Source organism: Erythrobacter sp. THAF29 (assembly GCF_009363635.1).
GTDB lineage: Bacteria > Pseudomonadota > Alphaproteobacteria > Sphingomonadales > Sphingomonadaceae > Erythrobacter.
Genome location: NZ_CP045392.1, coordinates 1223253 through 1242499, shown reverse-complemented (window position 1 = coordinate 1242499; position 19247 = coordinate 1223253). Strand labels below are relative to the sequence as shown.

The 19247-nt window shown below is 61.5% G+C and carries 17 protein-coding genes and 1 tRNA gene; 13 read left to right on the top strand and 5 right to left on the bottom strand.

Features of this window, described 5'->3' with window-relative positions; translation table 11 throughout:
* Window positions 1–87 precede the first annotated feature (87 nt).
* Window positions 88–732, bottom strand: a complete 645-nt coding sequence (locus FIU90_RS06025; protein WP_234029647.1) for a PadR family transcriptional regulator — start codon at window positions 730–732, stop codon at window positions 88–90.
* A 104-nt stretch (window positions 733–836) separates the two neighbouring features.
* On the opposite strand from FIU90_RS06025, the gene FIU90_RS06020 reads away from it, so the two are divergent.
* Together FIU90_RS06020 and FIU90_RS06015 are read left to right on the top strand one after the other, a co-directional pair.
* On the top strand, window positions 837–2159 hold the full coding sequence (locus tag FIU90_RS06020; RefSeq protein ID WP_152433960.1) for a replication-associated recombination protein A: 1323 nt from the start codon (window positions 837–839) through the stop codon (window positions 2157–2159).
* The gene (locus FIU90_RS06015; RefSeq protein WP_152433959.1) at window positions 2152–3051 is read left to right on the top strand and encodes a hypothetical protein; all 900 of its coding nucleotides are present in this window, start codon (window positions 2152–2154) and stop codon (window positions 3049–3051) included. Before FIU90_RS06020 ends, FIU90_RS06015 begins: the two co-directional genes overlap by 8 nt.
* A gap of 6 nt (window positions 3052–3057) precedes the next feature.
* Here FIU90_RS06015 and FIU90_RS06010 read toward each other — a convergent pair whose 3' ends face one another.
* A complete protein-coding gene (locus FIU90_RS06010) occupies window positions 3058–3459 on the bottom strand; it encodes a TM2 domain-containing protein (protein ID WP_152433958.1) in 402 nt (133 codons plus the stop codon).
* Between the two features lie 196 nt (window positions 3460–3655).
* Between FIU90_RS06010 and FIU90_RS06005 the strand changes: the two genes are divergently transcribed.
* Window positions 3656–3731: transfer RNA gene (locus FIU90_RS06005), tRNA-Thr, on the top strand.
* Between the two features lie 100 nt (window positions 3732–3831).
* Here FIU90_RS06005 and FIU90_RS06000 read toward each other — a convergent pair.
* Window positions 3832–4221, bottom strand: a complete 390-nt coding sequence (locus FIU90_RS06000; protein WP_152433957.1) for a hypothetical protein — start codon at window positions 4219–4221, stop codon at window positions 3832–3834.
* Window positions 4222–4352: 131 nt separating this feature from the next.
* Here FIU90_RS06000 and FIU90_RS05995 point away from each other — a divergent pair, with 131 nt between their 5' ends.
* The gene (locus FIU90_RS05995) at window positions 4353–5630 is read left to right on the top strand and encodes an NADH:flavin oxidoreductase/NADH oxidase family protein (RefSeq protein ID WP_152433956.1); all 1278 of its coding nucleotides are present in this window, start codon (window positions 4353–4355) and stop codon (window positions 5628–5630) included.
* 76 nt (window positions 5631–5706) lie between these two features.
* Here FIU90_RS05995 and FIU90_RS05990 read toward each other — a convergent pair whose 3' ends face one another.
* Both FIU90_RS05990 and queF read right to left on the bottom strand, forming a co-directional pair.
* Window positions 5707–9852 (bottom strand): autotransporter domain-containing protein, encoded by a 4146-nt coding sequence (locus tag FIU90_RS05990; RefSeq protein ID WP_172970194.1) that lies wholly within the window; start codon window positions 9850–9852, stop codon window positions 5707–5709.
* A gap of 201 nt (window positions 9853–10053) precedes the next feature.
* Entirely contained in the window at window positions 10054–10524 is a 471-nt protein-coding gene (queF, locus tag FIU90_RS05985) for a preQ(1) synthase (protein WP_152433954.1), read from the bottom strand.
* 235 nt (window positions 10525–10759) lie between these two features.
* Between queF and FIU90_RS05980 the strand changes: the two genes are divergently transcribed.
* The 9 genes from FIU90_RS05980 to FIU90_RS05940 all read left to right on the top strand — a co-directional run bounded on the left by FIU90_RS05980 (window position 10760) and on the right by FIU90_RS05940 (window position 19245).
* Complete coding sequence (locus tag FIU90_RS05980; protein ID WP_152433953.1) at window positions 10760–12031, top strand: hypothetical protein; 1272 nt, start codon at window positions 10760–10762, stop codon at window positions 12029–12031.
* Window positions 12032–12079: 48 nt separating this feature from the next.
* Window positions 12080–12934 (top strand): 3-mercaptopyruvate sulfurtransferase, encoded by an 855-nt coding sequence (gene sseA, locus FIU90_RS05975; RefSeq protein WP_234029646.1) that lies wholly within the window; start codon window positions 12080–12082, stop codon window positions 12932–12934.
* Window positions 12931–14145, top strand: a complete 1215-nt coding sequence (gene metC, locus FIU90_RS05970; RefSeq protein ID WP_172970193.1) for a cystathionine beta-lyase — start codon at window positions 12931–12933, stop codon at window positions 14143–14145. Before sseA ends, metC begins: the two co-directional genes overlap by 4 nt.
* The gene (locus FIU90_RS05965; protein WP_152433951.1) at window positions 14142–15260 is read left to right on the top strand and encodes a mechanosensitive ion channel family protein; all 1119 of its coding nucleotides are present in this window, start codon (window positions 14142–14144) and stop codon (window positions 15258–15260) included. The genes metC and FIU90_RS05965 overlap by 4 nt, the downstream gene beginning before the upstream one ends.
* Before the next feature lie 79 nt (window positions 15261–15339).
* Complete coding sequence (gene cobA / locus FIU90_RS05960; RefSeq protein ID WP_152433950.1) at window positions 15340–16098, top strand: uroporphyrinogen-III C-methyltransferase; 759 nt, start codon at window positions 15340–15342, stop codon at window positions 16096–16098.
* Window positions 16095–16391, top strand: coding sequence for a DUF2849 domain-containing protein (locus tag FIU90_RS05955; protein WP_152433949.1), 297 nt, complete (start codon window positions 16095–16097; stop codon window positions 16389–16391). The genes cobA and FIU90_RS05955 overlap by 4 nt, the downstream gene beginning before the upstream one ends.
* Complete coding sequence (locus FIU90_RS05950; RefSeq protein WP_152433948.1) at window positions 16391–18019, top strand: nitrite/sulfite reductase; 1629 nt, start codon at window positions 16391–16393, stop codon at window positions 18017–18019. Before FIU90_RS05955 ends, FIU90_RS05950 begins: the two co-directional genes overlap by 1 nt.
* Entirely contained in the window at window positions 18012–18494 is a 483-nt protein-coding gene (locus FIU90_RS05945) for a DUF934 domain-containing protein (protein WP_152433947.1), read from the top strand. Before FIU90_RS05950 ends, FIU90_RS05945 begins: the two co-directional genes overlap by 8 nt.
* Window positions 18487–19245 (top strand): phosphoadenylyl-sulfate reductase, encoded by a 759-nt coding sequence (locus FIU90_RS05940; RefSeq protein WP_152433946.1) that lies wholly within the window; start codon window positions 18487–18489, stop codon window positions 19243–19245. Before FIU90_RS05945 ends, FIU90_RS05940 begins: the two co-directional genes overlap by 8 nt.
* The last annotated feature ends 2 nt before the right edge of the window (window positions 19246–19247 follow it).

Sequence of the window (19247 nt, the reverse complement as noted above, 5' to 3'; positions counted from 1 at the left end):
GCACAGACGCGCTTCGGCAAACCCGTTAACGATCAGCCACGGATAGCGTTCGTTGAGTGCCTTGCCACCTGCGGAGGCCTGCAAACCCTAGAGCCGTTCGATCCGCTTTGCGACCTCATCGATGATGTCGACGATTTCGTTGATCGTGTTCTGGTCGAGCTTACCCGCTTTCGCGCGGTTTTTCAGCACGTTCGCAAGGTTGCCCATGGCGCGAAAGAGATCGGGCGACTTTTCTTTCACCCGCTCGGCGCGTTCGCCATGTTCGCCTAGACGACCCATCAGTTCCTCGACCTCGTCGGCGCGCTCTTCGAGTTCGGCCTTGCCGGACTTGGTGGCCTTGAAAGGCTTCTTGCCGCTCGTCTCGCCGTCTTCGTCCTTCGCTTTCGCCTTGGCCGGTTTGATCTGGCCTTCTTCCTCTAGCATTTGCAGCGTCGGATAGACCGCCCCGGGGCTCGGCGCATAGGCACCGCCGGTCATGTCCTCGATCGCGCGTATGAGTTCGTAGCCGTGGCGCGGCTCCTTCTCGATGAGAGCAAGCAGCGCAAGTCGCAGTTCGCCGCTGCCGAACATACGTCCACGTCGCTTGCGGCGCTTCTGACCGTCGTGCCAGCTGCGATTGCGGCGTGAGCGGCGTTCATTATCTTCCCACTCGCTCGCGGCAGAGGCCGCCATCATGGCGATCATCGGGCCGAGATTGTTCCAGCCGCCGCGACCATACCTGCTCCATGTCATCGTTACTCTCCAGATAGTTCGTATGGTACTTAAGATATATCTTGGAGCTATCTTTTCAAGTGCAGCATGGCTTTTTCCGACGAGCGGCCTATCTCGATCCACGAATGGCCGACCTGTTTGCAGACGATCCCCCGCCCGCGCGAAAGGACTCGCCCCGCGATGACGCGCCGCTTGCCGACCGTCTGCGGCCACGTGCCCTCGCCGAAGTCATCGGGCAGGACCACCTAACCGGCCCTGAAGGTGCGATCGGGCGAATGGTCGCGGCGGGCAAGCTTTCAAGCATGATCCTGTGGGGACCGCCCGGCACCGGCAAGACCAGCATCGCGCGCCTGCTCGCCGACGAGGTCGGCATGCGATTCGTTTCGATCAGCGCGGTGTTCTCGGGCGTTGCCGACCTCAAGAAGGCTTTCGCCGAAGCCGACAAGATGGCCGAGGCGGGCCAGCGCACGCTCCTGTTCGTGGACGAGATCCACCGGTTCAATCGCGCGCAGCAGGACGGATTCCTCCCCTTTGTCGAACGCGGCACGGTGACCTTGGTGGGCGCAACCACCGAAAATCCCAGCTTCGCGCTCAACGCAGCGCTCCTCAGCCGCGCGCAGGTGCTGATCCTTGAGCGGCTCGATCACGCCGCGCTCGAAGCGTTGCTTGTGCGCGCGGAGGAACTTGAAGGACCGCTCCCCCTGACCGCACAAGCGCGCGCCGCATTGATCGCGAGCGCGGATGGCGACGGGCGCTTCCTGCTCGGACAGGCCGAAACGCTCTATAACGCGCACATTCCCGAGCCGCTGGGACCGGCAGAGCTCGGCGCATTCCTGCAACGCCGCGTCGCGGTCTACGACAAGGATCGCGACGGGCATTACAACCTCATCAGTGCGCTCCACAAATCCTTGCGCGGATCCGATCCGCAGGCCGCGCTCTATTACCTTGCGCGGATGCTCACCGCCGGGGAGGAGCCGCTTTACGTTCTACGCCGCCTTGTCCGCTTTGCCTCGGAAGATATCGGGCTGGCCGATCCGCAGGCTCTCACCCAGTGCCTTGCGGCGAAGGATGCCTATGAATTTCTCGGCAGTCCCGAAGGCGAGCTCGCCATCGTCCAGGCCTGTCTCTATTGCGCCACCGCGCCCAAATCGAATGCAGCCTATGCTGCGCAAAAGGCCGCATTCCGCAGCGCGAAGGAAACCGGCAGCCTGATGCCGCCCGCAAACATCCTAAACGCGCCGACCAAGCTGATGAAGGAGATCGGCTACGGCGAAGGCTATTCCTACGATCACGATGCGGACGAGGGCTTTTCGGGAGACGATTACTGGCCTGAAGAGATGGAGCCGCAAACCTTCTACGAACCGGTAGAACGCGGTTTCGAGCGCAAGGTGCGCGAGCGGATCACCTATTGGAACAACCTCAGGGCGCAGCGTAACTCCAATGCGTGAATGGGACCACTTCGTCGCGATCGATTGGTCGGGCGCTAAGGGCGAGAGGCATAAGGGCATCGCTATCGCCATTGCCGAACGCGAGAATGTCGGACCGGTTCTGGTCGAGCCGCCCAAAGGCGGGTTTTCGCGCAACGACGTATTCGAAATCCTGCGCGATGAACTTCCCGCCAACTCACTCGTTGGCATCGATATCGGCATAAGCCTCCCTTTCAACGACGCTGGTGCATTCTTCCCGGGCTGGGACCGGAGCCCCAAGAGCGCCAAACGGCTCTGGGCGCTGATCGACGAGATCTGCTCGGAAGACGAACACCTCGGCGCTAACAGTTTCGTCGATCATCCCGAGGCCTCCCGCTATTTCCGGCATGGCAAGGACCATATGGGCGACCGCTTCCTGTTGCCCGGTGCGGCAACTCGCGAAGGGCGGTTTCGCGAGGCGGAGGTGGCACAGCGCGCGCAGAAATGCCGTCCGGTTTCGAACTTCAACCTCGTCGGCGCCGCGCAGGTCGGCAAATCCTCGCTCACGGGGATGCGCATGCTCCACATGCTGCGCGGGCATTTGCCTGTCTGGCCGGTCGATCCCATCCCCGATCGGCGCATCAGGAAGGGCGGATCAATGCTGGTCGAGATCTACACCGGTCTCGCCTCGAAAGAGACCGCCGCGCTCGGGGCTCGCACCAAGCTTCTCACCTATGCCGATCTCAATGCCGCGCTCGAAGTGCTCGGCTGCCCGCCTGTCGATCGCTACGGGGAAGTCGACGATCATTCCTCCGACGCACTGCTGACAGCCGCCTGGTTGCGCAAGGTCGCATCCGAAAAACGCAGATGGGAGCCGCGATCCCTCACCGCCGAAATTGCCTATACCGAGGGCTGGACCTTCGGCGCGCTTTGAGAGCGCTCAGCGGTAGAGGTGGGAATTGTCGCGGTGCTGCTTCTTGTAACCCGTGGCACGCAAATCCTCGAGCATCGCCTCTCGCTTGCGATCGGCTTCGGTCTGGACACGTGGACGCGCAGGCTGCGCACCATCAGGGTCGCCGTAGGTCAGTGTATTGATCGTCTTCATATTCTCTTCGCGCACCATGCCGGGGATGAGAACAAGATCGACCAGTAACCAAGGGATCAGGACCAGCCAACCTACGATCGAAAGAGCGAGCAGGAGCTGGGCAACGCCCGTCTTTGTCGAGCCGGCATAGAACCGGTGCGCACCGAAGAAGCCGAGGAAAAACCACAGCAAATAGGTGATACCGACCGACTTGCGGTTCGCCTCGAACACCATTTGCTTGTGAAGATCGTCGTCCATTACCCGTCCCTTCGATGCGCGCAATTTTGTCGTGCGAATAGACTACGCGCAAGTGCTCATTGGCAGTGATCGACCAAATGCCAAGAGAGACCGGCCAAGAATCGAATCTTCCTCATGATGAAACCCTTATAGGGCCAATTCGGCACTTGAGAGCGAAGAGGCTTTGCCCTAGGGCACCGCTTCCCAAACGAATTGGGCCGGCTTAGCTCAGTTGGTAGAGCAGTTGATTTGTAATCATCAGGTCGCGGGTTCGACTCCTGCAGCCGGCACCATCGCTGCAATTGCAGCGCATCGTCTATGCGGGCGGATGGTCGGCCTTGCGGTCCGAAATCGGCCTGTGCGGCAACGCGGATTCTTGATCGCCTTGACCCTCTACGCTCCCGGCGGTGCGACCAGCCCGATCGCTTGCATGATGCCAGCCTGAGCGAGCATCACGACCAGCCAGTGAGCAGCCGCCGAGATCATCGATGATCTGGCCATCCTGTAAACGTGAAATGTGACTGCCAACACCGGCAGCACGAAACCGATCCAGATCACGAATGCGCTCCCCAGCGCCATCGCCCAGACGCCAGCTTCCGGCGGCGCTAGGATCAGCGCGCCTGCCAGTATCGACGCGAGCCAGAACTCGGCGATCCCCGCAAGGATCAGGGTCTGCACGCCCGGCAGAAGTGTCGGCGAAAGCCGCAGCCATATGATGCCGATGAGAAGGCCCGCAGCGGTCGCCGCGAGGATAGGCACCAGGTTGAGCACGATATAGATCACGCGGGTCTCCAGGAAAGCCCCCCTACACGCCCAACGCTGAAGCGCGGCTGAAGTGCCAAAGCGCGCAGCTTGAATGTTTGGCGCCGCGAACCTAGAAAGGTTTCAAATAGCGACTTATTGGAGGCTTATCCATGCTCGGTGACCCACTTACTCTGCCGTGCGGCGCGACATTGCCCAATCGCATCGCCAAAGCAGCGATGACCGAGGGAATGGCGACACCGGATGGCAGGCCGACCCCCGAACTGGAGCGGCTTTACGGCATCTGGTCCGATGGCGGAGCGGGACTGCTGCTGACCGGCAATATCATCGTCGACAAGGATCACCTCGAACGCCCGGGCAATGTCGTTATTGACCGTGAACCCGATGCAGACATGGCCGCCCGGCTGAAAAGCTGGGCCGAGGCGGGCACGCGCGGTGGCAATCACCTGTGGGCGCAGATCAGCCATGGCGGGCGCCAGACGCAGAAGCTGGTCAATCCCCATCCGAAATCCTCATCGGACGTCGCGCTCTCCCTGCCCGGCGGGCAATTCGGCAAGCCGACACCGTTGACCAAAGACGAAATCGCCGACCTCGTCCGCAGGTGGGCAGTCGCGTCGAAGGCGTGCATGGATGCAGGCTTTACCGGAGTGCAGGTTCACGCAGCGCATGGCTACCTCGTTTCGCAATTCCTCTCACCGCGCGTGAACCGGCGGGATGATGAATATGGCGGAAGCCTCGAAAATCGCGCCCGCTTCCTGCTCGAAATCGTGCGCGCGGTACGCGAGGCAGTCGGCCCACAATTCCCGATCTCGGTTAAGCTCAACAGCGCGGACTTCCAGAAAGGCGGCTTCGCATTCGAAGACAGCTTGCAGGTGGTCGAATGGCTCGAAGAGGCATCGGTCGACCTCATCGAAATCTCGGGCGGGACCTACGAACAGCCAAAGCTCATGGGCGTTGAGGGCATGGAGGCAGAGGAGAAGCAGAACGTCGCCCCCTCCACCGCTGCTCGCGAAGCATACTTCGTCGATTTTGCCAAGGCCATGCAGGATGAAGTGGGCGTGCCGCTGATGGTGACAGGCGGCTTTCGCACCCGCGCGGCAATCCAGCAGGCGCTCGACATCGGTGCGGCAGACGTCATCGGGCTGGGAAGGCCGCTCTGCGTGCTGCCCGATGCACCGCGGCAACTGCTCGAAGGGCGTGAAGCGCTCCCTCGCTACGAAGACGGTCTCGACCTCATCCCCGACTGGCTTGGCTTTCTGAAGCGCCTGCAAATGATGAAGGCGATCAACGGCTTTGCGGGCATCTACTGGTTCTACCAGCAGCTTTGGCTGCTCGGCCACGAAGGCCGCGTCGATGAACACTTCCCCGTTTTCAAAGCGTTCCGGCTCGTCGATGCGCGCAACAAATCGATCATGAAGGCGCGAGGCTGACCAAGCCCGCCAGCACAAAGAAAAGGGCCGGTCACCGCTAAGGTGGCCGGCCCTTACTTTAGGATTGGCTCGAAGCTCAGAAGCCGATGGACAGGGTCGCGCGGCCTGCATGGACGTTGTAGCCGTCGTTAAAGTCGCCGAGGTATCCAACGCCGATGGCGAAGTTCTCGGAAACATCGACATTCAGACCGGCAGCGAGTTCGAACCGGTTCTGCTCGCGCATCGGCAGGTTCAACTGGAACGTGTTCAGCTGCGAGGAGCTGAGACGGAAGCTACGCGGTGTATCAACCGTGTCGTAGATTACCGTTCCCTTGATGAAGCCATCGACCATCTCGGAGATCTGGCCACCGAGTTCAACGCCGCCGCGCAGTTCGATGAATTCGGCATCTCCACGTTCGATGGTGAAGCCGAAACCGCCTGCTTCGGTTACGTCGTCGAAATTGAGGCGTGCGGCATTCACCCCGATGCTCGGGGTCAGCCAGACATTCTCGTCTGGCAGGAGATCGTAACCGAGCGTCGCGCGGCCGGTGATCCCGTCGAAATCGAAGCCCGAAGTGATCGTACCGAGCAAGCCCGTCCGCGAAGTTTCGACGTTGCCGGTGAGGTAAGCCACCTCGGCATTGAAGAAGCCGCGCTCGAGCAGGGAGATAGCCACATACCCGCCGAGCTTGATGCTTTCGACTTCGAGGTTCTCGCCGCTCGAATTGGCCTGCTTCTCATCGATGTCGATGTCGGAGTAGCTTGCGAGCAGACCGACCTTGGCGTTCTCGCCCACCGCGAAGTCGCCTCCGACCGTGAACACGAGCTCATCGGCTTCGTAACCCGGCGAGGAGAGCGACAGCGCATCCTGGTCCGCTCCGCGCACCACGAACTGGCCCCAGATGCCCGAGCCTTCGCCCGCGAGGTGCCGTTCGAGAGCGTCGCTTGCCACGCTGGAGGTTTCGAAGATTTCGCGGCCCGGACCCTCGCTGATCGAAGGCAGCGAGTCGAGCAGCGCTGCCTGGTACTGATCGAGCGAAAGCGCGTTGAGCGCATCGAGGTTTGCCGAGCTCAGCGTGCCGGATGTGACCGCATTCTGGACGGCGGCACCCACGCGCGCGAGGTTCGGATCGGTCGACCCGACCAGCGGGTTCACCGCGTTGACGGTGACGGACAGTGAACCAAGCACCGGTGTGTAATCGAGCAGCAGATCGTCATCGATGATGTCGATGGTCACACCGTTGTCGGTGAAAGTCCCCGTCTCTGTAAACACGGTTACGGTCTGGCCGAGAAGCGCCTCATCGAGCGGAGTGAGGATCGTGATGGTCGATCCGCTCGCCGCCGTCGCATTGCCATCGATGGTGAGAGTGTCGACGCCCAGCGCGAAGATGGTATTGCCGACAAAAGTCGTCTCGCCAGTCAGCGTGCGGTCGCCCGAAACCCTGAGGTCGAACAGCGTTCCAAGCTCGTTGGCCTCGAACTGAACGAGGTTGTCGGCATCGAGAATACCGCCAAGGATCGCGGTGTCGTTGCCTGCCTGACCGGCGACCACGCCGTTAATGGTAGAAAGCGAACCTTCGAGCACGAAGACATCGTCGCCCGCACCAAAGCGAACATTGCCGTCGGTGAAGGCACCGGTCCAGTGCTGGTACTCGTCGTCGCCGTTGTTGAGCACAACCGCCTCGCCAATTCGGCCAGTGATGGTGCCGAAGTTGGCGACCAGCTGATCGCCCGTGTCGGTGATATCGGCGAATACTGCGATGTCGCCTTCGATCACGCCGCCGGCCTCGTTGGTTACGGTGCTGGCTTCGGTACCGCCAGTGAAGAGAACGCCGGCGTCGAGACCCGTGCCCGAGGACGTCGAGATAATGGTCCCCGAGTTGTTGATCGTCACACCATTGCTGGAGGAAATGGCATCCGAAGCATCGGACTGAACCGTTCCCACGACATCGATCGTGTAGCCCGAAGTGAAGGTTTCGATCGCTACCACGCCGGTCGTATCGATAAGCCCGTTCGCACCAACGACGAAGTTCAGCGGATTTGCGAGGTCTCCCATCGGATTATTGATCGCGATCAGGCGAGCGGTACCTCCGAGCGTGCCGTCGAGGGTTACTCGATTGCGCACGATAAGGTCCGTATCGGCCTGCCCGACAAGCGTAAGGGTACCGGTCCCGGCAGTGGCCGATTGATCGAACTGATTAAAGTTCTGCGTACCGGCAGCCAGTCGCTCGAAGTTGGTATACTGGGTACCGAAAAGCGAGAGGTCGAACGTGGTGTCCTGATCGCTGGACACAATGACGATGAGCGAGTCGGCACCCGCACCGCCATCGACAGTGCCGATCGCATCGCCGCCGTCTATGGCCCAGACAGCGTCATTTCCGCCGCCAAGCAGCGCCGCAGTGCCGCCGGTCCCTTCGATGGTCCCTGCATTGAAGACCTGCTGCAGTTCGCCGCTGAAGGTAAAGTCCAGGGCCGTGGTGCCGCTGATGAGGCCTCCTGCACCATTGAAGACCGTACCGGCGCCGCCAAGGATGATCGCTTCGCTGGTGCCAGCTATGATGTTGCCACCGCGATTCTCGATCGTTGCGCCATCGGTGGCGCGGATCGCGCGACGATCGGAAGTTATGTCGCCGGTGTTGACCAGTGACAGTCCGGAAGTCGTGAAGATCGCGACAGTATCGGTCGCCTCGATGACGCCGCTATTGTCGATGGTCAGGTCGTCGCCCGCGACAATCGTGATGATCCGGCCGCTCATCGTGCCAGTGTTCACGACCGATACTCCGGCGATGCCCGTTGCGGATAGCGCCGATGCGTCGGCCGAGACAATGTCACCGTCATTGGTGAGATCGATCGCGCCGTTCGCAACGATTGCGTCCGAATCCGCGCCGGTCGCCTCGATCAGACCGGTATTGTTGATCGCGCCGTCGGCCCCGATCGTGATCGCTGGCGTGCTGTCACCCGTGGAATCGATGACCCCGTCATTGTTGACGACATTGCCGGTCCCACCAAGGAAGATCGCGCTACTGATGGTAGTTCCGCCGGCCGCGGAAATTGTGCCTGAGGAGCCGTTGTTTATGGTTATATCGCTACCGCTGCCGCCAGCATTGCCGAGCACCGCGAAAGTGTTGTCGCTGCCTGCGGCCACGATTGCACCATCGTTGTTCAGGGTCGACCCCGAATTGGTCAGCACCGCCGCTTGAGAATCGCCGTTGACGGTGATCGAGCCGGAATTGTCGATCGTGCTGTTGTCGCCGGTCACGACCGTGCCGTTGAACGACGCGTTGTCCGATACGATCGTACCAGTGTTGACAACGGTGCTCCCTTCGCCGGTCACTATGGCGAGAGCGCCATCGCCCGTCGTCTGGATCAACCCGTTATTCGTGATGCTTGAACCCTCGCCCGAGCGAACGACAACGAGATTGTCACCGTTGGCAGCGAGATTTCCATTGTTGGTAAGCGTGAGCACGCCGGACACATCGATCACGTCGCTGCCGTCGCCGAATGACTGGATCAGCCCGTCATTCGTAATGGTAGCCCGTTCACCGAAGGAAAGGACGTCCGAATTGTCGGCCGTGGTGAAAATCTGGCCTGTCACCTCGTTGATAACGGTTGCGGTAGTTGTCGCGAGACCATCGCCGCCCACACGCAGCACTTGACCGGTATCGTTCTGAATGAGGCCGCTATTGGTCAGGGTGGTACCGTCGAACCCGGAGATCAGCGCAACGCTTGAATTGCCGTAAATCGTCCCGGTGTTGGTAATGTCGACATTCGAGTTGGTGCGAATGCCGACTGTGAAGTCGGAACTAGTCCAGCCATTGTTTGTGAAGGTCGAATCGTCGTTCAGGATCAGCGCGCCATTGGCACCGCCGACGATGGAACCGTCATTGGTGACGACCGTGCCGATATCGCCGGTAACCGAAGCGCCGCTCGCGAAACCGGTCGAGCCGGTCACGAATGAGCCGTCCTGGACGGTGACGGTGATCGGGTCAGCCGGATCGCCTGCGAGCGGATCTTCGCCCACGCCATCGGGATCTGTCCCAGGCGCACAAACGAAGTTGCCGGGAGTGGCTTCGACGCACTGCTCGGTATTGCCGGGCTGGGTCGGAGCGGTTGGCGCGGCAGGCGGTGCCGCTAGTGGAGCAGTCGCGCTCTGGGCAATAGCCGGAACTGCGAAAGCTGCTGAAATAGCCAGAGCTGAAGCTCCGCCTACACTGCGGATCTTGGTCGAGTGAGAGATAGTCATTGGGGGCCCCTTCGTCGAAAAACCTGTTTTTCTTCGGGGGGCGACTTTATTCGCGACGCGCATTCCCCCCCTATTCACGCCGCGCTGTAGGGTGCCTTTGTGACATCAAAGTAAACGCTTCTCAAGAGTCGAAGAGCGAATTTTCGTGCGATTATCGACGATTAAGCGAAGGCCTGTCACTTTAGTTGAGGGCGATGCAAATTAGCCACGCCCTCGATAGCTTGGCACGCCCTGATCGGGCAGCCAAAGGTCTTCGGGAGGAGCGCCAGTCTGCCAAAACACATCGATCGGAATTCCGCCGCGTGGGTACCAGTATCCACCGATCCTGAGCCAGCGCGGGTTCATTTCATCGGCAAGACGCTGGCCGATGCCGACAGTCACATCCTCATGGAAACCGTTGTGATTGCGGAAGGAACCGAGAAACAGCTTCAGGCTCTTTGATTCGACAATCGTTTCGCGCGGAGTGTAATCGATCACGATATGAGCGAAATCGGGCTGGTTGGTTACCGGACACAGCGACGTGAATTCCGGCGTCACGAACCTAACGAGATAAAGCGCTCCCTTTCGCGGATTGGGCACGTAGTCCAGCCGCGCCTCTTCGGGCGAGGCGGGCAACGGGCTGTCCTTGCCCAAAAAGGCCGGATCGAGTTCGTTATCGGGTGTGCTTTCCATGCCGCGCTGTTGCCGCGAAAGTGCTCTGCGCGCAAGCTTCCAACTGGACGAAAGCATCAGGCCATTTATGTGGAATTCAGCGGCCAGCCCCTATGATGGTCGTCCCCGACAACAACATTCGCTGCACCAAACTCGCAATATGCGCGCTTTATCACGTCAATCATCTTCCCGATCCGGATTTGCCGGAGAGCTGCGGTCGATCAAGGCCGCCGGCACGCTCGCCCTTGCAGCCTTTATGGCCGCACCCGGACTTGCGCAGGATACGGGCACGTTCAGCCTTCCCTCGCCCACGCCGACCCCGACGCCTGCCCCCCAGGGTCCGGTAGACATTCGCGACGGAGTGATCATTGGGCCGCGCACGATCCCCGCAGAGCGTCCCCAGGCAGTCGAGCCACAGCCCGTCGCACCATCCCCTGCGCCACCTGCGGCGCCCTCTCCCGCCGCATCGCCCAGCCCTCAGGCCACGGGATCGCAGGGCGACACGGGCGAATCTCCAACCGTTGCCCCGCCGCGCGCACCCGGTCCGGATCGTTCGCCCGCCCGCCAGCCTGAATCGGGAACAGCTCCTACCCCTTCGGTGGAGAGCAGCAGCGCACCCACTCTCGATCCGTTGCCGGATGAACCGGACGGTACAGCCTCGACCGATCAACCGGGCGAGCCTGCCGACGCCCCGACTGCATCCGACTTCACATCACCCTCTGCGGTCGGCTCGGCCGGAGTCCCCTCCGTCGAAGGCAGCTCGACTGTATGGCCGTGGTTCGCGGCGCTACTGGTACTCTTGGGCGGTCTGGGGTGGTGGTTCTGGCGTCGTCGTTCGGGTACGCCTGCAGCGGCCGGGATCACAGCCCCGAGTCTTGCTGACGGGGTCCGGCGTGCGATTCCCGGCAATTCGAGCACGCGCGATACGGCGCACAGCGACGCGGTAAGCGGCGCTTCGCAGCAGCCTCATTCGCTCAAACCTGTCCCGGCACCGGTAGCCGAGCCATCGCCCGCCGTGGGATCGCTCGATGAAACACCCTCTCCGGCGAAGGTCGCTCTGCAGGTGGAAATCGCGTCTGCCTCGCGAAGCCTGATGGCGTTCACCGTCGAATACCGCCTTGTCATCGCCAATCGATCAGACACCGCACTGCGCGATCTTGGAATTTCGGCTCGGCTCGTCTGCGCGCGCAGCGGGAGCGCAGCGAGCAATGCTGACACAGGGCAACCGCTGCAGTTGATCGAACGGATCGGTCCTCATCAGAGCCGCGGAGTTGGCGGCGAGGTGCAATTACCGCTGTCTTCGGTCAGCCCGTTGAGACAAGGCGCAACCCCGCTGCTGATCCCGCTCCTGCAGGTGACGCTGGGATCAGCAGGCTTTCCCGCCAGAACATACAATTTCGTGATCGGGTCGCCGAGCGCGACGAGCGCCACCCGCCTTCATCCGATCCCACTCGACACGCCGCCCGGCGGGGTGCCGGGCCTGAGAGCGCGGGAGATCAAGGACGCTCCTCAGCGGCAGACTGCCTGATCGCGACCCCACTTGGCGTAAGCTTCGCCGCACGCTACCGCTGCCGCCATGAGCAATGACATCGAAAGCCTCGTCTCGACGGAATGGCTGGCCCAACATCTGGGCGAAGATCGACTGGTCGTCCTCGACGCGACTCGCCACTTGCCCGCTGCAAACCGCGACGCGCGAGCAGAATACGAGGCCGCACATATCCCGGGCGCGCGGTTCCTCGATCTCGAAAGCCTTACCGATGCGTCATCTCCGGTTCCGCAGGCGCTACCGAGCCAGGACCAGCTTTCCGAGCGTCTGGACAGTCTCGGAATCGCTCCCGAGGACCGAATTGTTATTTACGACGATAGCGATGTGAAGACATCGGCACGCGCCTGGTTCACCCTGATCTCGCACGGGATCGAGGACGTTGCGATCCTCGACGGTGGGCTCGCCAAATGGAAAGCGGAAGGACGCCCTCTCGAGAGCGGAACTCCGGACTTCGCGCCGGTCGAAACCGGAGGCGTATTCAGCCCCGAGCGCGTTGCAAGTAAACAAGACATGCTCGAAAACCTGGAAAGCGAAGTTCACCAGGTTGTCGATGCGCGCGGAGCGGACCGCGTCTTCGGCACTGGCGATGATCCCGTCCATGGTGGCGCCTGCGGACGCATACCCGGCTCGCTCAACGTGCCATTCGGCGAGGTCTTCAATGCGGACGGCACTTTCAAGTCGCGCGACGAATTGCGCGAGGTCTTCGAGCGCGCCGGCGTCGACCTCACGCGTCCGATCATCACAACATGCGGAAGCGGAGTGACCGCGAGCGTTCTCCTTTTCGCTCTCCACCTGATCGGAGAGGACGATGCCAGGCTCTACGACGGCAGCTGGCTCGAATGGTCGGCCGACCCCGATACACTCAAAGCGCAAGGGCCTGCATGAGCGGCAAAGACCAGAACGGCCTGCGCCCCGCCACCCGCCTGGTCGAAGGCGGCAGGCGCAAGGAATGGACCGGTCCAGTAGTCAATACGCCGGTCTGGCGCGCCTCGACCCACCTTTACGAAACCGACGCGGAACGCAGGGAGGCTGGCAAGCAGAACGCAGATGGCGGCTTTTTTTACGGTCGCAGGGGCGCACCGACGCAGTGGTCGCTTGCCGAAGCGCTGACGCAGATTGAGCCGGGCGCACAGGGAACCGTGCTTTACCCAAGCGGAGTTGCGGCAATCGCGGGTTGCATGATGGCGGTGTTGCGCCCCGGTGACCGGTTGCTGATGACTGACAATGCCTACGATCCATCGCGGAGCATGGCGACGGGACTTCTTAAGCGTCTGGGTGTCGAAACCACCTTTTTCGATCCACTCGACCTCGATCGTTACGAACAGCATTTCGAAAGCAATATCCGCGCGGTCTGGCTCGAAAGCCCCGGCAGCCTGACCATGGAAGTGTGCGACGTCCCAGCCCTGGCGGCGATCGCGCGTGAACACGGCGCGGTGAGCATGATCGACAACACCTGGGCAGGCCCCCTCGGCTTTGCAGCGCTCGAACACGGTTGCGACATCACCATGATGAGCCTTTCCAAGCATGTCGGCGGGCACTCCGACCTGATGATGGGTTCGGCGAGCGCAGGCAAGCGTTGGTACCGAGCGCTTCGCCGGACCTCGCAAGAACTCGGGCAAGTCGTGTCACCCGATGATGCGGCGCTCGCCTCTCGCGGCCTCAGGACGATGGGCGTGCGGCTCGAAAAATCGACCAGAAGTGCGGTGCGGATTGCGACGTGGCTGCGCAACCAGCCGCAGGTCGGAAAGGTCATGTGCCCGCTTATTGAAGGCGACGCGGGGCACGAATTATGGAGCCGCGACTTCAAGGCGGGATGCGGCCTTTTCAGCTTCATCCTCGCGAGCGAGGATCCGGATGCCAGCGCGCATGTTGCAGACAGCTTGAATCTGTTCGGCATCGGTTACAGTTGGGGCGGTTTCGAGAGTCTCGCGCTCCCTATCCTGCCGCACGAGTACCGGTCCGTCATGGCGTCACCGACTTTGCCGAAAGGCGGGGCTGGTGCGAAACCCGCCATTCGCCTATCGATCGGCCTTGAAGACTCTGAGGACCTGATTGCGGATCTCGCGCAGGCGCTTGAAAAGATGGATAATTCATGAGCACTGCTGCATCGCTTCCCGCCGACACATCCGAAGCCGTAGACCCTGCTTCCGAAGGAGCGGATCCGGGTTCGGAAGGCGCAACACCTGAGACGACCGAACCGAGCCCGACCCCCGATCCGACACCGTCAGAGCCGGTCGAGGTTGTCGGCGGATCGGATGAAATCGTGCAAGACGTCTCGGAGCGAAGCGAGACGCTTGGCAGCCTGCTGCAGTATCTCGATACGCTTGCGCTCGAGACCGCCACTTTCCGCATTTCGGTGCTCGATGCCCTGATCGTCGTGGCGGTCATACTGCTAACCATCTCTGCGGCATGGCTGTTGCAGCGCTTCGCTCGCAGTTTGATCAAGCGTGCCAGCCGGTTCGATGGAACCCAGCAAGTGCTCGCAGAAAAAATCGCGACCATAATTATATGGGGCGCGGCGTTCTTCATCGGCATCGAAATGCTTGGGATCGATCTCACCGCGCTCGCATTTTTTGGCGGCGCGTTCGGTCTCGCGATCGGTTTCGGCCTTCAAAAGACGTTCGGCAACCTGATCGCGGGGATCATCCTGTTGCTCGACAAGTCGATCAAGCCCGGTGACGTGATCGCGGTGACCGACATGGCGGGCAACGAAACATTCGGCCAGATTCGCAAGATTGGCATTCGCGCGGTCTCGGTGACGACCCGCGACCAGCGTGAATACCTGATCCCCAACGAGAACCTGATGATCAATCAGGTCGAAAACTGGTCCTATTCGTCAAAACAGGTCCGCATGCCGGTCAATGTCGGTGTGAGCTACAATGCCGATATGAATCTTGCGCGCGAGCTCATGCTTGAGGCCGCAAGAAAATCCGACCGCGTACTGAAATCGCCCGCACCGACCGTCTGGATGGCCGAGTATGGGGACAGTTCGGTCAACTTCATCATCCATTGCTGGATCAACGACCCGGAAGAAGGCGTGGGTAACGTCCGTAGTGAAGTGCTGACGAATCTGTGGTTCCTCTTCAAGGAGCACGACATCGAAATCCCGTTCCCTCAGCGCGATATCAACTTGCGGGACAACGAGCAGATGCAGGCGCTGATAGAGGCGCTCGCCCAACGCAATGCCACAGGCGTTTCCAAGAACGGCTAAGCCACTGCAAAAGCTTTCCTAGGCACACACAAACCCATTCTCGCTGGCGATTGCGGGCGGGGTCGATCATTTCCATCCCATGGAAAAGACCGGAACAATCTTTCTCGTCGGCGCGGGTCCGGGTGATCCCGACCTCCTGACGCTGCGCGCTGCGCGGCTGATCGAACGCGCCGAGGTGATCGTGCACGATGGGCTCGTAAGTCACGAAATCCTAGCGATGGCGCGCTGCGATGCCACGCTGATCTCGGTCGCCAAGAGGCGCTCGAAACACACCCTTCCGCAAGAGCAGATCAACGCGCTTCTCGTGCGCGAAGCAAAGCTGGGCCGGGATGTCGTGCGCCTGAAGGGCGGCGATCCGCTGATTTTCGGGCGCGGCGGCGAAGAGGCGGAGGACGCGCGCGCGGCCGGGATCCCGGTCGAAATCGTACCCGGCATCTCTGCCGCCAATGGCGCGGCGGCTGCTACGCAGATCGCGCTCACCCATCGCAATGCCGCGAGCATCGTCAGTTTCGTAGCAGGCCAGTGCAAGGGGCTTTCCGACCAGAACTGGTCGGGGCTTGCCGGAAAGGGTCGTACCCTCGTTATTTACATGGGTGTGAAGACCGCGCCTCAGATCGCCGAAAAGCTGATGACGGACGGCCTTGCCCCCGAAATGCCGGTCGCCGTGATCGAGAATGCCGCGCTTCCCGAAATGCGCGTCATAAGGGGACTTCTCGCAGGGCTTCCCGACCTCGTGATCGAACACGCGATCAAGAGCCCCGCGCTTATCGTCATCGGCGAAGTGACCGCACGTGATGATACCGCCGTGGCGCATACGGCTGTGGAGGCCGCGCAATGAAGATCATCACCGGAAACGATCTCAAGACCGGTGCCGTCGTTTGGTGGGATGGGAGCAACTGGTCGCTCTACGTCGATTGCGCCGCCGATGTCGGCGAGCACGGCCCGGAGATCATCGCGCGAGAAGAGGCGCTGCGTCGGGTCAACGTGCCCTACATCATAGAGGCGACGCAAACCGAGGATGGGATACGCCCCGCCCATATCAAGGACCGTATCCGCGCGCTCGGCCCCACCGTACGACCCGACCTCACCTTGAAGCCCCAAGACCCTGAAGCACTCGACTGGGTAATCTGATGTACAAATACGACCACTACGATCAGGCCATGGTCGATGCCCGCGTGGAGGAATTCCGCGACCAGGCCCGCCGCCGGCTCGAAGGCAAGCTGACCGAAGACCAGTTCAAGCCGCTGCGGCTGATGAATGGCTTATACCTGCAACTGCATGCGTACATGCTGCGCGTCGCGATCCCCTATGGCACACTCAATTCCGAGCAGATGACTGCGCTTGGTGATATCGCGGACAGGTACGATCGCGGTTACGGCCACTTCACCACTCGCCAGAACCTGCAATACAACTGGATCAAGCTCGAGGATGCCGCCGATATCCTCGCCGATCTGGCGAAGGTCGAGATGCACGCGATCCAGACCTCGGGCAATTGCATTCGCAACATCTCGTCCGACCATTTCGCAGGCGCCGCGCATGACGAATTGGTCGATCCGCGCCCCTATGCCGAATTGCTGCGCCAGTGGTCGAGCTTTCACCCGGAATTCGCCTACCTGCCGCGCAAGTTCAAGATTTGCGTGATCGCGAGCGAAAAAGACCGCGCGGCGATGCGGCTGCACGATATCGGCATCCAGATCGCCCGGAAAAACGGCGAGATCGGCGCGCGCTTCTTTGTCGGCGGAGGCATGGGCCGCACTCCGATGATCGCGCCGATGATCCGCGACTTCGTCGAGATCGACCACCTCGTCACCTATGCCGAGGCCTGCCTTCGCGTTTACAATCGTTACGGCCGCCGCGACAACAAATACAAGGCGCGGATCAAGATCCTCGTCCATGAACTCGGCGCGGAGGAATACACGCGTCAGGTCGAAGAGGAATTCGCGCACCTGCTTTGGGTCGGGGTGGAGCCACCTCGTGCCGAGCTTGAGCGGATCAAGCCCTTCTTCGCCGATCCGCCTTTCGAAGACGGTCCCAAGACGATCGACCGTTCCGACCCCGATTTCGCGCTTTGGGTCGATCGCAATACCAACCGTCACAAACATGACAGCTACGTGAGCGCGGTCATTTCGCTCAAGCCCGTCGGCGGTATTCCGGGCGATGCGACCGGCGAGCAGATGCGGCTTATGGCGAAGCTGGCCAGGCAATACAGCTTCGACGAATTGCGCATCATGCACACGCAGAACGTCGTCCTGCCCCATGTGAAGATCGCCGATCTTCACGCGCTGTGGAGCGAGCTTGATATGGCGGGCCTCGGCTCTCCCAACATGGACACGATCGAGGACATGATCGCATGTCCCGGCCTCGATTATTGCAGCCTTGCCAATGCCCGCTCGATCCCGCTGGCACAGCGCATCTCCGAGCGGTTCGATGCGAGCGGAAAAACCGGCAAGCTGGGCGAATTGAAGCTCAAGATTTCGGGCTGCATCAATGCCTGCGGGCACCACCATGCGGGCCATATCGGCATCCTCGGCGTCGACAAGAAGGGGGTCGAGAACTACCAGCTCTCGCTGGGCGGCAGCGAGGCGGAGGACGTCTCCCTCGCCAAGATCACCGGACCCGGTTTCGACGAAGAAGGGGTGATCCGCGCGGTCGATACGGTCACCGATGTCTATCTCTCGCAGCGCGAAGAGGGCGAGCGGTTTCTCGATACCTATCGCCGCATCGGCATGGCCCCGTTCAAGGAGGCGCTTTATGGTTGAGCAACCCGACCTTGGCACCTCCCCCGACGAGGTGCAGTTCCGCTTTCGCGACGATGAGCAAGTGGATCACGCCGCGGTGACGGTCGATGCCGCGATCGGGCAGACCAACGCCAGCGCGGTGCGGGTCGAACCGGGCGACGACGCGCGCCTGCTCTTGCCGATTCTCGACCGGCTTGCGCTGGTCGAGGTCAACTTCCCCAGCTTCAGCGACGGGCGCGGCTATTCGGCCGCACGGATCCTGCGCGAGGCCGGATATGCGGGCGAACTGCGCGCGGTCGGCGACGTTCTGATCGACCAGCTTTCGCACATGCGCCGCTGCGGGTTCGATTCCTTCGCACCGGAAAATCCGCTCGACGAAGAGGATGCCCGCCGCGCCTTCGCGACGTGGGAAAATGTCTATCAGCACGCCGCCGACACGCTCACCGGTGCGCGGCGCACGATCCCTCAATTGCGCCAAGGTGCGAGCGATGACTGAGATGCGCCAGATCGACCGGCTCGACGCGTCGCCGCGCTTCAGCGAACACGATGCCGTGCGCCTCAACCGCATATTCCGCGGTTCCTCGACGCAGGAAATGCTTGAGAGCGTGATCCGCGACGGGCTGGCGGGCGATGTGGCCGTCGTTTCGAGCTTCGGTGCGGAAAGCGTGGTGTTGCTGCACCTGATCGCTCAGATCGACCCGGGAGTGCCCGTCCTTTTTCTCGATACCGGCAAACACTTTGCTGAAACACTCGCTTATCGTGACGAGGTCGTCACGCTGCTGGGCCTCACCAATTTGCAGGTAATAACCCCCGACGAAGTGGAACTGGCCAAAAAGGACGAAACCGGCCTGCGCTGGTCATACGATCCCGATGGCTGCTGCGAAATCCGCAAGGTGAAGCCGCTCGCAAAGGCGCTTGCCAATTTCGACGGGAGCTTCACCGGACGCAAGGCCTTCCAATCCTCAACCCGCGCGAACCTCCCGCGGTTTGAGATCGACACGTCAGACGAACAGGGACGGCTCAAGATCAACCCGCTGATCGACTGGTCCGCCGAAGATATCGCCACCTACATCGAAGAAAACGAACTCCCGCGCCACCCGCTGGTCGCGCATGGGTTCCCCTCGATCGGATGCGAGCCGTGCACGCACAAGGTCGCCGAGGGCGAAGACCCGCGCTCGGGCCGGTGGAAGGGCTGGGACAAGACCGAATGCGGCATCCACAAGCCGGGCGAGGAGCCGTTCCTCTAGGC

Bases quoted from the DNA above. Each gene is read 5' to 3' on its own strand.
- FIU90_RS06025 (WP_234029647.1), bottom strand. From the start codon at position 732: ATGACATGGAGCAGGTATGGTCGCGGCGGCTGGAACAATCTCGGCCCG.
- FIU90_RS06020 (WP_152433960.1), top strand. From the start codon at position 837: ATGGCCGACCTGTTTGCAGACGATCCCCCGCCCGCGCGAAAGGACTCG.
- FIU90_RS06015 (WP_152433959.1), top strand. From the start codon at position 2,152: ATGCGTGAATGGGACCACTTCGTCGCGATCGATTGGTCGGGCGCTAAG.
- FIU90_RS06010 (WP_152433958.1), bottom strand. From the start codon at position 3,459: ATGGACGACGATCTTCACAAGCAAATGGTGTTCGAGGCGAACCGCAAG.
- FIU90_RS05995 (WP_152433956.1), top strand. From the start codon at position 4,353: ATGCTCGGTGACCCACTTACTCTGCCGTGCGGCGCGACATTGCCCAAT.
- FIU90_RS05990 (WP_172970194.1), bottom strand. From the start codon at position 9,852: ATGACTATCTCTCACTCGACCAAGATCCGCAGTGTAGGCGGAGCTTCA.
- queF (WP_152433954.1), bottom strand. From the start codon at position 10,524: ATGGAAAGCACACCCGATAACGAACTCGATCCGGCCTTTTTGGGCAAG.
- FIU90_RS05980 (WP_152433953.1), top strand. From the start codon at position 10,760: ATGGCCGCACCCGGACTTGCGCAGGATACGGGCACGTTCAGCCTTCCC.
- sseA (WP_234029646.1), top strand. From the start codon at position 12,080: ATGAGCAATGACATCGAAAGCCTCGTCTCGACGGAATGGCTGGCCCAA.
- metC (WP_172970193.1), top strand. From the start codon at position 12,931: ATGAGCGGCAAAGACCAGAACGGCCTGCGCCCCGCCACCCGCCTGGTC.
- FIU90_RS05965 (WP_152433951.1), top strand. From the start codon at position 14,142: ATGAGCACTGCTGCATCGCTTCCCGCCGACACATCCGAAGCCGTAGAC.
- cobA (WP_152433950.1), top strand. From the start codon at position 15,340: ATGGAAAAGACCGGAACAATCTTTCTCGTCGGCGCGGGTCCGGGTGAT.
- FIU90_RS05955 (WP_152433949.1), top strand. From the start codon at position 16,095: ATGAAGATCATCACCGGAAACGATCTCAAGACCGGTGCCGTCGTTTGG.
- FIU90_RS05950 (WP_152433948.1), top strand. From the start codon at position 16,391: ATGTACAAATACGACCACTACGATCAGGCCATGGTCGATGCCCGCGTG.
- FIU90_RS05945 (WP_152433947.1), top strand. From the start codon at position 18,012: ATGGTTGAGCAACCCGACCTTGGCACCTCCCCCGACGAGGTGCAGTTC.
- FIU90_RS05940 (WP_152433946.1), top strand. From the start codon at position 18,487: ATGACTGAGATGCGCCAGATCGACCGGCTCGACGCGTCGCCGCGCTTC.